Annotated in this window: 11 protein-coding genes and 1 pseudogene; 8 read left to right on the top strand and 4 right to left on the bottom strand. The window is 61.8% G+C overall.

The features are described 5' to 3' along the window. Positions 1 to 5: 5 nt before the first annotated feature. From kdpA to ACI77I_RS17810, 5 genes are all read left to right on the top strand, one after another. The gene (kdpA, locus tag ACI77I_RS17830) at positions 6 to 1,700 is read left to right on the top strand and encodes a potassium-transporting ATPase subunit KdpA (protein ID WP_242155107.1); all 1,695 of its coding nucleotides are present in this window, start codon (positions 6 to 8) and stop codon (positions 1,698 to 1,700) included. Positions 1,701 to 1,711: 11 nt separating this feature from the next. Next, positions 1,712 to 3,769 carry a potassium-transporting ATPase subunit KdpB gene (gene kdpB, locus ACI77I_RS17825; RefSeq protein ID WP_371917701.1) on the top strand — a complete coding sequence of 686 codons (2,058 nt, stop codon included), beginning with the start codon at positions 1,712 to 1,714 and terminating at the stop codon, positions 3,767 to 3,769. An 84-nt stretch (positions 3,770 to 3,853) separates the two neighbouring features. Then, entirely contained in the window at positions 3,854 to 4,399 is a 546-nt protein-coding gene (kdpC, locus tag ACI77I_RS17820) for a potassium-transporting ATPase subunit KdpC (RefSeq protein ID WP_242155109.1), read from the top strand. A 125-nt stretch (positions 4,400 to 4,524) separates the two neighbouring features. Then, positions 4,525 to 7,176, top strand: coding sequence for a DUF4118 domain-containing protein (locus tag ACI77I_RS17815; RefSeq protein WP_406998079.1), 2,652 nt, complete (start codon positions 4,525 to 4,527; stop codon positions 7,174 to 7,176). A 37-nt stretch (positions 7,177 to 7,213) separates the two neighbouring features. Further along, complete coding sequence (locus ACI77I_RS17810) at positions 7,214 to 7,903, top strand: response regulator (RefSeq protein ID WP_406998078.1); 690 nt, start codon at positions 7,214 to 7,216, stop codon at positions 7,901 to 7,903. Positions 7,904 to 8,025: 122 nt separating this feature from the next. On the opposite strand, the gene ACI77I_RS17805 is transcribed toward ACI77I_RS17810, so the two are convergent. Beyond that, positions 8,026 to 9,066, bottom strand: a complete 1,041-nt coding sequence (locus tag ACI77I_RS17805) for a patatin-like phospholipase family protein (RefSeq protein ID WP_094952376.1) — start codon at positions 9,064 to 9,066, stop codon at positions 8,026 to 8,028. A 216-nt stretch (positions 9,067 to 9,282) separates the two neighbouring features. Between ACI77I_RS17805 and ACI77I_RS17800 the strand changes: the two genes are divergently transcribed. The 3 genes from ACI77I_RS17800 to ACI77I_RS17790 all read left to right on the top strand — a co-directional run bounded on the left by ACI77I_RS17800 (position 9,283) and on the right by ACI77I_RS17790 (position 11,255). Next, positions 9,283 to 9,561, top strand: coding sequence for a hypothetical protein (locus ACI77I_RS17800; protein ID WP_010176194.1), 279 nt, complete (start codon positions 9,283 to 9,285; stop codon positions 9,559 to 9,561). 44 nt (positions 9,562 to 9,605) lie between these two features. After that, positions 9,606 to 10,367, top strand: a complete 762-nt coding sequence (locus ACI77I_RS17795) for a CHAD domain-containing protein (protein ID WP_263274755.1) — start codon at positions 9,606 to 9,608, stop codon at positions 10,365 to 10,367. Positions 10,368 to 10,457: 90 nt separating this feature from the next. After that, positions 10,458 to 11,255, top strand: a complete 798-nt coding sequence (locus ACI77I_RS17790; RefSeq protein ID WP_406998077.1) for an acyl-CoA thioesterase — start codon at positions 10,458 to 10,460, stop codon at positions 11,253 to 11,255. 6 nt (positions 11,256 to 11,261) lie between these two features. Here the strand turns inward: ACI77I_RS17790 and ACI77I_RS17785 are convergent. From ACI77I_RS17785 to ACI77I_RS17775, 3 genes and pseudogenes are all read right to left on the bottom strand, one after another. Then, a pseudogene (locus ACI77I_RS17785) lies at positions 11,262 to 11,510 on the bottom strand (terminase); the annotation flags it as partial. Positions 11,511 to 11,678: 168 nt separating this feature from the next. After that, positions 11,679 to 12,083, bottom strand: coding sequence for an Imm50 family immunity protein (locus tag ACI77I_RS17780; RefSeq protein ID WP_094952380.1), 405 nt, complete (start codon positions 12,081 to 12,083; stop codon positions 11,679 to 11,681). Beyond that, positions 12,080 to 12,404: HNH/endonuclease VII fold putative polymorphic toxin (locus ACI77I_RS17775; RefSeq protein ID WP_406998076.1), on the bottom strand; the 325-nt coding region annotated here is incomplete at its 5' end. The genes ACI77I_RS17780 and ACI77I_RS17775, both read right to left, overlap by 4 nt.

Genomic DNA, 12,404 nt, shown 5'->3' with positions numbered 1-12,404 from the left:
AGGCTATGCACAGTTATGACTATTGGCTGATCATCGCCTTCTTTGCCGTGGTGCTGGTGCCGGCACCGTTCCTGGGGCGGTTCTACTACAAGGTGATGGAAGGTCAGCGCACTTGGCTCACGCCAGTGCTCGGCCCCGTCGAGCGCGCGTGTTATCGCTTGTCGGGCGTGGATGAACATCAGGAACAGAGCTGGCAGAAGTACATGCTGGCGTTGCTGGCGTTCAACCTGGCAGGTTTTGTGTTGCTGTTCGCGATCCTGCTGTTCCAGGACTACCTCCCACTGAACCCGCAGAAATTGCCGGGCCAGGAATGGACCCTGGCCTTCAACACCGCGGTCAGTTTCATGACCAACACCAACTGGCAGAACTACAGCGGTGAGGCGTCCCTGAGCTACCTCAGCCAGATGGTCGGCCTGACCGTGCAGAACTTCGTCAGTGCCGCCACCGGCCTGGCCGTGCTGGTCGCCCTTTGCCGCGGTATCGGTCGCAAATCCACCAAGACCTTGGGTAACTTCTGGGTCGACATGACCCGCGCTACCCTCTACGGCCTGCTGCCGATGTGCCTGGTGTTTGCGCTGTTCCTGGTGTGGCAGGGCGTACCGCAAACCTTCGCTCACTATGTGAGCGCCGTGACGATGCAGGGCGTTGACCAGGTGATCCCACTGGGCCCGGCTGCGAGCCAGATTGCAATCAAGCAACTGGGCACCAACGGTGGTGGTTTCTTCGGCGTCAACTCGGCGCACCCGTTTGAGAACCCGACCGCTTGGGCCAACCTGTTCGAGTTGTCGGCGATCATCCTGATCCCGGTGGCGCTGGTGTTTACCTTCGGCCATTACGTGAAAGACCTGCGTCAGAGCCGGGCGATCCTCGGCTGCATGCTGGCCCTGTTCCTGATCGGCGGCGCGACCTCGTTGTGGGCCGAATACCAGCCCAACCCGACCCTGAACAATCCAGCCGTTGAGCAAGCCGCGCCGCTGGAAGGTAAAGAAGTGCGCTTCGGTACCACCGCCACTGTGTTGTGGTCGGTCACCACCACGGCGGCGTCCAATGGTTCGGTCAACGGCATGCACGACAGCCTCAACCCGCTGAGCGGCATGGTGGCGCTGGTCAACATGATGGTCGGCGAAGTGATCTTCGGCGGCGTCGGCGCCGGTATGTACGGCATGTTGCTCAACGTGTTGATCGCGGTGTTCCTCGCCGGCCTGATGATCGGCCGCACCCCGGAATACCTGGGCAAGAAGCTGCAGGCCAAGGAAGTGCAATTGCTGGTGGTGACCTTGCTGGTCATGCCGGTGGGCACGCTGGTACTGGGCGCCATCGCCGCCAGCCTGCCTGGCCCGGCGGGTGCCATCAGCAACCCCGGCCCTCACGGTTTCAGCCAGTTGCTGTACGCCTACACCTCGGCCAGTGCCAACAACGGTTCGGCGTTCGGCGGCTTCAGTGGCAACACCACGTTTCATAACCTGATGATGGGCCTGGGCATGTTGATCGGCCGCTTCGGCTACATCCTCCCGGTACTGGCCCTGGCCGGCAGCCTGGCGATGAAAAAGACCGCACCGATTGGCCAGAACAGCTTCCCCACCCATGGCCCGCTGTTCGTGACCCTGTTGACCGTGACCATTTTGCTGGTGGGCGGCCTGACTTTCCTGCCGACACTGGCACTGGGCCCAATCGCTGAACATTTGAGCATGGGCTTCTGAGGGATATGAAAATGAATATGCCTGCAAAAAATGCGGCCCCTGTGACAACCCAGGAACCCGCCAAAACCGCCATCTCCGCCCTGTGGCGCCCGGCGCTGATCCAGGCGTTCGTCAAGCTGGACCCGCGCCAACTGCAACGCTCGCCGGTGATGCTGGTGGTCGAACTGACCGCCATCCTCACCACCGTGTTGTGCTTTGTACCCGACGTCAACGTGCCGACGTTTGTCGCCGTGCAGATCGCCGTGTGGCTGTGGTTCACCGTGCTGTTCGCCAACTTCGCCGAAGCCTTGGCCGAAGGTCGCGGCAAGGCCCGCGCCGACAGCCTTAAAGCCGGTAGCGAAGGCCTCAGCGCGCGCCGCAAAGAGGCCGACGGCAGCTTCAAAGTCGTGCCGGCCACCAGCCTGCGTAAAGGCGACGTGGTACGCGTCACCGCCGGGGAAATGATCCCCGGTGACGGCGAGGTCATCGAAGGCATTGCGGCGGTTAACGAAGCGGCGATTACCGGCGAATCCGCGCCGGTGATCCGCGAGTCCGGCGGCGACCGTTCGGCCGTCACTGGCAACACTCGGTTGGTGTCGGACTGGCTGCTGATCCGCATCACCGTCAACCCGGGCGAGTCCACGCTGGACCGGATGATCGCCCTGGTGGAAGGCGCCAAACGCCAGAAAACCCCCAACGAAGTCGCGCTGGATATCTTGCTGATCGGCCTGACCCTGATCTTCCTGCTGGTGGTGGTCACCTTGCAGCCGTTCGCCCACTTCGCCAATGGCAGTCTGCCGCTGGTGTTCCTGGTCGCACTGCTGGTGACGCTGATTCCTACCACCATCGGCGGCCTGTTGTCGGCCATCGGTATCGCCGGTATGGACCGCCTGGTGCGCCTCAACGTGATCGCCAAGTCCGGCCGCGCGGTGGAAGCGGCGGGTGACGTGCATGTGTTGCTGCTGGACAAAACCGGCACCATCACCTTCGGCAACCGTCGCTGTGCTGCGGTGATCGCCGCGCCTGGCGTCAGCGGGCGTGACCTGGCTGAAGGTGCGCTGCTGGCCTCCCTGGCGGATGACACGGCGGAAGGTAAATCCATCGTCGAATACCTGCGGGCCTTGCACCCTCAGGCAGAGCCGAGCCTGGATCAACTGACCTCAGTGCCCTTCAGTGCTGAAACGCGTTTGTCGGGTGTCGACTACCAAGGCCGTGTGTTCCGCAAAGGTGCGGTCGACTCGCTGCTGGCGTTTATCGGTCAACAACGTCGTGACCTGCAGCCGGCACTCTCGCGGGAAATCGACAAGATCGCCCAAAGCGGCGGCACACCGTTGCTGGTGTGTGCCGATGGCAAGCTGCTGGGTGCGATCCACCTCAAAGACGTGGTCAAGCCTGGCATCCGCGAACGTTTCGCCGAGCTGCGCAAACTGGGGATTCGCACCGTGATGGTGACGGGCGATAACCCACTGACCGCTGCTGCGATTGCTGCTGAAGCCGGTGTGGATGACGTGTTGGCCGAAGCCACGCCGGAGAAAAAACTCGCGCGCATTCGCCACGAACAAAACGACGGTCGCCTGGTTGCGATGTGCGGCGACGGCGCTAACGACGCCCCGGCACTGGCCCAGGCTGACGTTGGCATGGCGATGAACGACGGCACCCAAGCGGCCCGTGAAGCGGCCAACATGGTCGACCTCGACAGCGACCCGACCAAGCTGCTGGACGTGGTGCAGATCGGCAAGGAATTGCTGGTGACCCGCGGGGCGCTGACCACGTTCTCCATCGCCAACGACGTGGCCAAGTACTTCGCGATCCTGCCGGCGTTGTTCGCCTCGATCTACCCGCAACTCGGCGTGCTCAACGTGATGCACTTGCAGAGCCCGCAGAGCGCGATCCTCTCGGCCATCGTGTTCAACGCGTTGATCATCGTGGTGCTGATTCCCCTGGCGCTGCGCGGTGTGCGCGTGCAGGCGGCGAGTGCGGCGGCATTGCTGCGTCGCAACCTGCTGATCTACGGGCTCGGTGGGATCCTGGTGCCGTTCGTGGGCATCAAGGCGATCGACATGCTGCTGACTGCGCTGCACCTGGTGTAACCCGGATCGTTCCCACGCTCCGCGTGGGAATGCCGCCCCGGACGCTCCGCGCCCGGCGCTGATAAACGAATTGAGGAATTTGAAATGTCCACCATGATCCGCCCGGCCCTGAGCCTGCTGGTACTCATGACCCTGATCACCGGCGTCGCCTATCCACTGGTCGTGACTGGCGTGGCGCAAGTCGCCTTTCCTGACCAGGCTAACGGCAGCCTGGTGCGTGATGCCGACGGCAAAGTGCGCGGCTCCAGCCTGATCGCCCAGGATTTTACCGGTGACAGCTGGTTCCATCCGCGCCCCTCGGCCGGCGCGTTTGCGACGGTGTCCAGCGGCGCGAGTAACCTGAGCCCAAGCAACCCGGCGTTGGCCACGCGCATCTTTGATGATGCCAACAAGCAGTTGGTGCCAGGCCAGGGCCCCGTGCCTTTGGCATCACTGACTACCTCCGGCAGCGGTCTTGATCCACACTTGCCACCGCAAGCGATTGCCTATCAACTGGCGCGAGTGGCGGCGGCCCGGAATGTGCCGGTGTCTACACTGCAGCGCTTGCTCGATGAGCACATCGAAAGCCCGCTGGTGGGGCCGCCGGTGGTGAATGTGCTGGCGCTGAACATGGCGCTGGAAAAGTTGTAAGCCGTGGTGCCGTTATTGCGGGCAAGCCCGCTCCCACAGGGGAATGTATTCCAACTGTGGGCGCGGGCTTGCCCGCGATGGCGGCCTGAAGGACCCCAAATAAACACCTGAAGGAACCGCAAAGCATGAGCGACTCCGGCCGCGCCGATGCCCTGTTAGCCGATCTGCCACGGGACGGCCGTGGCCGGCTCAAAGTCTTCCTCGGCGCCGCGCCGGGCGTGGGCAAGACCTACGCCATGCTCCAGGCCGCCCACACCCAGCTGCGCCAGGGCGTGCGGCTGGTCGCCGGGGTAGTCGAAACCCACGGCCGCGCCGAGACCGAGGCCTTGCTCAGCGGCCTGCCGCAACAACCGTTGGTGCGCACCGAATACCGCGGTGTAATGCTCGAAGAAATGGACCTCGACGGCCTGCTCGCTGCCAAGCCCAAGCTGGTGCTGGTCGACGAACTGGCCCACAGCAACGCCCCCGGCAGCCGCCATGAAAAGCGCTGGCAAGACATCCAGGAACTGCTGGCCGCCGGCATCAACGTGTTCACCACGGTCAACGTCCAGCACCTCGAAAGCCTCAACGATCAAGTGCGCGGTATCACCGGCGTGCAAGTGCGCGAAACCCTGCCGGACTGGGTGCTGCAAGAGGCTGACGAACTGCTGCTGATCGACCTGCCATCGCGCGAGCTGCTCGAGCGCCTGCGCGACGGCAAGGTGTACGTGCCGGAGCAGGCCCGGGCGGCCATCGACGCGTTTTTCACCCAGACCAACCTGATGGCCCTGCGCGAGCTGGCGATGCAGACCGCCGCCGCCCACGTCGATGACGATTTGGCCCAAGGCTATCGCCAACTCGGCCAGGCCGCGCCGGCGGTACGTGGGCGGTTGCTGGTGGGCGTGGATGGCGATGCGCAGGCCGAACGCCTGGTGCGCCACGCCAGCCGCGTGGCCCAGCGTCGGCATTTGCCCTGGAGCCTGGTGCATATCGATAGCGGCCGCGCGCGCGATGAGCAATCGCGCCTGCGTCTGCAAAATGCCCAGCAACTGGCCGAGCGGCTGGGCGGTGAAGTGGTGTTGCTGCGGGCCGGGGAGGTGGCGAAGACGCTGATCCAGCACGCCGCCGAACGCCGCGCCAGCCTTGTGTTGGTGGGGCAGTCGCGCATGCGTTGGCGGCGACGGTTGTTCGGCGGTGGGCTGGCGGCGCGCTTGCTGCGCAATGCACGCGGTTTGGAAATCAACGTCCTCGACAGCGACGACATGCCCGCGTCGCCGCGCCTGCCAGATGTACGCGGCTTGGTGTGGTTCGACTACGGCTTGGCGGTGGTCGCGACCCTTGTGGCGGCGGCACTGGCCTGGGCGGTGGCCAGCGTGTTGCCGCTGCCGAATATCTCCCTGGTGTTTCTCGCGGCGGTATTGCTGGTCGGCGTGCGCAGCAGCCTGGGGCCGTCGCTGCTGTGTGCGGCGCTGTCGTTCCTGACCTACGATTTTCTGTTTATCCCACCGAATTTCTCCTTTGCCATCCAGCGCGAAGAAGATGTGCTGACCCTGCTGTTTTTCCTGCTGATGGCGGCGTTGACCGGCAACCTGGCTGCGCGCCAGCGTCGGCAGTTGCAGGCCCTGCGCGATACCCAGCAAGAAACCAGCGAACTGCTCGACCTGTCGCGCAAACTCACCGCCGCCACCGATCGCCAGGCGGTGATCAGCGCGGCGGCGCATCACCTGGAAGGCTGGAGTGATTTGGACTTGTGCTTGGTCAATCGTGACAGCCAGGGCGACTGGAAGGTCGAGACCGGTTCGCCGCTGAACCTCACTGAATCTGAACGCGCCGCCGCCGATTGGGCCTGGCAGCACGACCAACCGGCGGGCATGGGCACTGGCACCTTGCCGTTTGGGCGCTGGTGGTGGTGGCCGTTGTCGGGCGAAGAGGGGCCATTGGGCTTGCTCGGTGTCAGCCCCAAACCAGGTCTGGAATTAAGCGGCCAGCGCCGTCGTCTGCTCACCGCATTGAGCCAGCCGCTGGCGCAGGCGTTGGCGCGAGCGCAATTGGCGCAGGAATTGGAATCCGCGCGTTTGCACGGTGAGACCGAGCAACTGCGCAGCGCCTTGCTCGCGTCGGTGTCCCATGATTTGCGCACGCCGCTGACCTCGATGCGCGGCAGCATCGACAGCCTGTTGGCTCTCGGCGAAGCCATTCCTCTGGAGGATCGCCGCGAATTGCTCGAAGGCACGCGTGATGAAGCCGAGCGCCTCGACCGCTATATCCAGAACCTGCTCGACATGACCCGCCTGGGGCACGGCGCGCTGAAGCTGGCGCGCGATTGGGTTTCGCCGGGCGATATCGTCGGTAGCGCCCTGGGCCGTTTGCGTGCAGTGCTGGCGCCGCTGCAGGTGAAGATCGACGTGCCGGCGGAGTTGCCTTTGCTGTATGTGCACGCCGCCTTGATCGAGCAAGCGCTGGTCAATGTGCTGGAAAACGCCGCGCGTTTTTCCCCCGCCCAAGGCCGTTTGGAGGTCAGTGCGGGCGTGGCGGATGACCAACTGTTTTTTGCCGTGGCCGATGAGGGGCCGGGGATTCCCGAAGACGAGCGCGCGAAAATTTTCGACATGTTCTACACCGCCGCTCGCGGTGATCGCGGCGGGCAGGGCACGGGCCTGGGCCTGGCGATCTGCCAGGGCATGGTCGGCGCTCACGGTGGGCGCATCAGCGTCGCCGACGGCATTGAAGGGCGGGGCACCTGCATCACCTTGTTCCTGCCATTGCCGACTCAGCCTGGCCTGGAACGCGAGGCTTGAGCTACCCTCTTTTCTCCACGGATTTTGATTGGACACCATGAGCCAGACCGCGACGATTTTAGTCATTGATGACGAACCGCAGATCCGCAAATTCCTGCGTATCAGCCTGGCCTCCCAAGGCTACAAGGTAATCGAGGCCGGCACCGGCAACGAGGGCCTGGCACAAGCGGCATTGAGCAAGCCGGACTTGCTGGTGCTCGACCTCGGCTTGCCCGACATGGATGGCCAGCAGGTGCTGCGCGAGTTTCGCGAGTGGTCGACGGTGCCGGTGCTGGTGCTGTCGGTGCGCGCCAGCGAGGTGCAGAAGGTCGAAGCCCTGGACAGCGGCGCCAACGATTACGTGACCAAACCGTTCGGTATCCAGGAATTTCTCGCCCGCGTTCGCGCGTTACTGCGCCAGGCCCCGGCGGGGGAGGCTCAGGAGGCCGCCTTGAGTTTTGGCTCGCTGACGGTGGACCTGGCTTATCGCCGCGTGCTGCTGGACGGTGTCGAGGTGGCGTTGACCCGCAAGGAGTACGCGGTGCTGGCGCAACTGGCGCGGCATCCGGGCCGAGTGATTACCCAGCAGCAATTGCTCAAGGATATCTGGGGGCCGACCCACACTGAAGACAGCCACTACCTGCGTATTGTGGTGGGGCATCTGCGCCAGAAGCTGGCGGATGACCCGACTCAGCCACGGTTTATTGTGACCGAGGCGGGGGTGGGGTATCGGTTGTTGAATGCCTGAGTCTGGCGGCGCCCGCGCAAGCCTCATCTCAGGCAAGCCCGCTCCCACCTTTGAATGTGTTCACAGATCACACTGTGGGAGCGGGCTTGCCCGCGATAGGGCCATCAGCCACAGCACAAATTTCAGCCCTGCTCACTCTCATACTTGTCCAATGTATCCCTGGCAATTTCCCGCCCCAAGGCGATCAACTCCGGCGCCTTGTAGAACTCGAAAAACCGACACACCCGCTTCGGCACGTTGATCAGCACATCCGGCGGGTAACCGGCGATCTTGTACTGCGCCAGTGACGTTTGCATCACCTCAAAGCTCTGGTTGATCAGGTCCAGCAGTGATGCCGGGCCGACGTTGTCGATGATGAACGAACCGGTCGCCGATTTCGGCGCCCCAGCTTTTTCCGGCGCGGCGGCAGGTTGTTGGGATTCGGGCTCGGCCGACTCCAGCCACGGGTTGATCTCGGCGGCGTGGGCGTGCTGGAGCGCTTCCTGCTCGAGCTTCATTAACTGCTCGGCTTGTTTGCGTCGAAACGGCAGGTGCGACCCTAACGACCGGGCCAAGCTGTTGAAGCGGCTCTTGAACGCTGGCGGGCGTTGGATCACCGGCAGTTGGTAATGTTTTTGATTGGTGGCGTTGAGGTTGACCGCGATGATCAAGTCGCAATGGCTGGACACCACCGGCACGATCGGTAGCGGGTTGAGCAGGCCGCCGTCCACCAGCATGCGGTTGCCCTGCATCACGGGGGTGAACAGGCTGGGAATCGCGGCTGAGGCGCGCATGGCCTGGTGCAGACAGCCTTCCTGAAACCAGATTTCCTGCTGGTTGGTCAGGTCAGTGGCCACGGCGGTGTAGGGAATGCGAAGTTCTTCGATATTGATCTCGCCAACGATCTTGCGGATTTGGCCGAAGACTTTCTCGCCGCGAATTGCCCCCAGGCGAAAACTCACGTCGACTAGGCGCAGTACATCCAGGTAGTCGAGGCTTTCGATCCAGTTTCGATACTCGTCAAGCTTGCCGGCGGCATAAATCCCACCTACCACGGCGCCCATGGAGCAGCCGGCAATACAGGCGATGTCGTAGCCGCGGCGTTCGATTTCCTCGATCACGCCGATATGGGCGTAGCCCCTGGCCCCGCCGGAGCCCAGCACCAAGGCAACACGCTTCTTCATTGTCCATGTCCTTACCAAAGCAGGTGCCCACAATGCACCCATTGAGGGGGCGGCTTCAATCTTCGCTGAGCCTTGTAATATTTTTCGAGGATAGCGAGCAGGCTCGGGTATGCTCTGGCGATAGGTGCTTCTGATTTCAGGCGGCGAACAAGGCACTTTTCCTTGTGGGCAACGTCTACACCGTACGACTGTTTTTCTTTTTTTGAGGTGTCTTTGATGAAAGCCTGGATGTGTGTGCCTGTGATCGTGTTGGCCCTGGCCGGTTGTGCCGGGAAAACCGCGTACCGCGATAGCTGTGGCACGCAACTGGATGCAGCGTGGCATGAGCTGGACCTGGCCAAGGCCGAAGGTTTTGCCGGCACCGTGAGCTACTCTAAAGCCTTGTCCTTGTTGACGGGCGCCAAGACCCAGCAGCAATTTGAAGCGTTTGAAGGCTGCTCCAACAAAGCCGAAAAAGCGCGGTTCTATATTCGTGAGTCGCGCGCCGGGCGTTGATCGGTCGCGTCAACCAGGATTATTCATCGTCAATGGAGGAACGGATGTCAGCTTTGGTCGATCAGTTAGTCGCTCAGGTCATTGGCCTGGAAGTAGGGTTACTGAGCTGCCAAGCTCGCCTCGCCGCTGTCACCGACGATGAAGCCTTGCACGACTTGCGCACCACCGTGCGGCGCCTGCGCAGTTTGTTGCGGCCCTTGCGTGGGTTGCCGGGTGTGGAACACGTTGAATTGGCCGCCAGCACGGTCGGCCAACTGACGACGCCGCTACGCGACCGCGAGGTCCTGGCGGCGTATCTGCATCAGCACGGCTACCACGAAGCGGCGGATCGGCGCATGCGCCTGCAACCCGACGCCTATCGCCACGTGGCGCAAAGCCCGGAAGTGGCGCACCTGCTGCTGATCCTCGATGCATTCCCACGTTTTATCCGCGCCTCCCAACACCAGAAATTACTCAAGGGCCTTCGCCCGCGTATTCAAAAGCGACTGGCCAAGCAATGGCAGAAGCTCGATGAAGCCCTCAAAGACCCAAACCATGATCGCCACCGCCTGCGCTTGCTGATCAAGCGCGTGCGCTACGCCGCTGAAGCCTATCCCGAGCTGGACAAGCTGCCTGCCAAAGCCATGTCGCGCCTCAAACTAGCCCAAGGCGCCCTCGGTGACTGGCATGACTGCTGGCAATGGCTGGCGCAGGCCGGGCACCAGCCGGATTTGCAGCCGTGCGTTCCTGTATGGCATCGCACCATGGCCAAGGCGGAAGGCCAGGCAGATCGGGTACTGGACAAACTCCGCGCGGATTGTTTCTAGCCCGGTCCGGTTTTTGGCCGGAATGGGCGCTGTACCTAGCCAGCTCGATGGTTAAGATCGCCCCATCGGTTTTCTAGATGTGAGGTCACCATGCGCTTTAGTAATTTGCTCGACGCTGCCCGTAGCAACCCGTTGGATGTCACCATCCCCGCCGAGTGGGCCCAGGGCCGTGCGACCTTTGGTGGCCTGGTTGCCGCGCTGCAATATGAAGCGTTGCGCGCCAAAGTGCCGGCAGATCGCCCTTTGCGCTCATTGGCCATCACCTTTGTCGGTCCGGTTGCGCCGGATGTACCGGCCAGTTACCAGGTTGAAGTGCTGCGCGAAGGCAAGGCCGTCAGCCAGTTGCTTGGCCGCGTGACGCAGAACGGTGAAGTGGCGACGCTGGTGCAGGCCAGTTTCGGTGCGCCGCGTGAGTCAGTGATTGATGTGGCGAGCGAGGCGCCACCTACGTTCAAACACTGGGACGAATGCCAGGAACTGCCCTACATCAAGGGCGTCACGCCGGAGTTCATGCGCCACCTGGCGATGCGCTGGAGCGTCGGCGGCTTGCCGTTCACCGGCAATAAATCCCGCGACATGGGCGGTTGGGTACGCCTGCGCGGGGACGTGAAGGAAGAACCGCTGACCGAGGCGCATATCCTCGCCCTGGTCGATGCTTGGCCACCGGCCTTACTGCCACACCTGACCAAACCGGCTCCGGGCAGCACGCTGACCTGGACCATCGAATTTATCCAGCCGCTGCAAGACCTGACCACCCTCGACTGGTGCCAGTACCACGTCAACATCGAGCACGCCCGCGACGGCTACGGCCACGCCGCCGCTGCGCTGTGGAGCCCGACCGGCGAACTGATCGCCATCAGCCGCCAGACCGTGGTGGTCTTCGCCTGAGCCTCAGAACCGCTGGCTGCCCTGAGCTTCCAGCTTGCGCCCGTGGCGCTGCAGCGCCACGCCTGCCAACACACCGACTACACCGACGGCGAAGCTGGCCAGGCTGAGGCTGAACACCCCGGATGCGATCAACAGAAACCCGATGATCAGCAGCGGTACGGCAATCAACTGCAGCCCCAGGTTGGTAGGGTGCTGATGGTTTTGTGGGGCGTTACGCCATTGCCAGGCGGGGAGATAGGGGTGACGTTTGCCCATGATGGTGAATCCTCTGTCCGTTGAAATAGCTTGGACAGAGTTTAGGTTGGGGGTGGTGGGGTGGCGAATTGGGGTTGGCTATGGGGGCTATAGTGGCTGTCTACTTTGTTTGCATAACCATGATCCAATGGGGCCGGATCAATCAGATTACGCGCACCTCTTCTCGCATTAGTAGCAAGCTGAATCCGGGTCGTTGAAATATACAGATGGCCCACAGAGCGAAATATATTTCGCCTTGAACTCAATTGCTGAAGTTGCGGACTTTGCTTGCAAAGCATAAAAGTTTTCGTGTTTGGTTATTACCATTTTTAGTGGTTCCTTAGTAGGGATATTGCTGATTCTAACGTCGCTCAGACCTCCGCAATCTAAGCCTATCCGGCATGTATTGAACTCCTCTGGAATCCACTTTTTTGGTGGTGCGTCAGGAAGCTCTGAAATGTCGAAGCCTAAACCGATATTGGGCCTGTCATTGTCAATTGTCACAGAAAAAAGTGTTATTTCGCCTATTTCTACTGGATAGGTAAATACCTTGTTGAAGAAAATAGTATCGTCTAGTTCGTTCCAATGCTTCATTTCTTGCCTCGGAAGTAATAGTGGGCTTTGCCACCGTCTAATTTTCCAGTTCTGGGCCAGTTTTTCGGTCTAAGGTTGAAATGTGATGTTTGATCACCCTGTCCTTCAGGTGCGGAAAATTTGTGTCCAGCACCATGATCTTGAATCAGAATTTTAGAGCCGTTGGCGCGGGTGAATTCATACTCTCGCGTCATTATTGGCCGGCCTCGCTCATCTAGAACTTCATTATTTTGCTTGTCCCTCATTGATATCATTGAATATTGCCTTGTCTTCCCTAGTCTAGGATCGAGCACTGGGTCTGGGTGTTGCGTACGCGGAACG

This window comes from Pseudomonas sp. D47, assembly GCF_045447305.1.
GTDB lineage: Bacteria > Pseudomonadota > Gammaproteobacteria > Pseudomonadales > Pseudomonadaceae > Aquipseudomonas.
The sequence above is the reverse complement of the archived record's forward strand: the minus strand, read 5'-3'. Positions and strand labels throughout refer to the sequence as shown.

Excerpts from the sequence above, each read along its gene's own strand:
- kdpA (WP_242155107.1), top strand. The coding sequence starts at position 6 with ATGCACAGTTATGACTATTGGCTGATCATCGCCTTCTTTGCCGTGGTG.
- kdpB (WP_371917701.1), top strand. The coding sequence starts at position 1,712 with ATGAATATGCCTGCAAAAAATGCGGCCCCTGTGACAACCCAGGAACCC.
- kdpC (WP_242155109.1), top strand. The coding sequence starts at position 3,854 with ATGTCCACCATGATCCGCCCGGCCCTGAGCCTGCTGGTACTCATGACC.
- ACI77I_RS17815 (WP_406998079.1), top strand. The coding sequence starts at position 4,525 with ATGAGCGACTCCGGCCGCGCCGATGCCCTGTTAGCCGATCTGCCACGG.
- ACI77I_RS17810 (WP_406998078.1), top strand. The coding sequence starts at position 7,214 with ATGAGCCAGACCGCGACGATTTTAGTCATTGATGACGAACCGCAGATC.
- ACI77I_RS17805 (WP_094952376.1), bottom strand. The coding sequence starts at position 9,066 with ATGAAGAAGCGTGTTGCCTTGGTGCTGGGCTCCGGCGGGGCCAGGGGC.
- ACI77I_RS17800 (WP_010176194.1), top strand. The coding sequence starts at position 9,283 with ATGAAAGCCTGGATGTGTGTGCCTGTGATCGTGTTGGCCCTGGCCGGT.
- ACI77I_RS17795 (WP_263274755.1), top strand. The coding sequence starts at position 9,606 with ATGTCAGCTTTGGTCGATCAGTTAGTCGCTCAGGTCATTGGCCTGGAA.
- ACI77I_RS17790 (WP_406998077.1), top strand. The coding sequence starts at position 10,458 with ATGCGCTTTAGTAATTTGCTCGACGCTGCCCGTAGCAACCCGTTGGAT.
- ACI77I_RS17780 (WP_094952380.1), bottom strand. The coding sequence starts at position 12,083 with ATGAAGCATTGGAACGAACTAGACGATACTATTTTCTTCAACAAGGTA.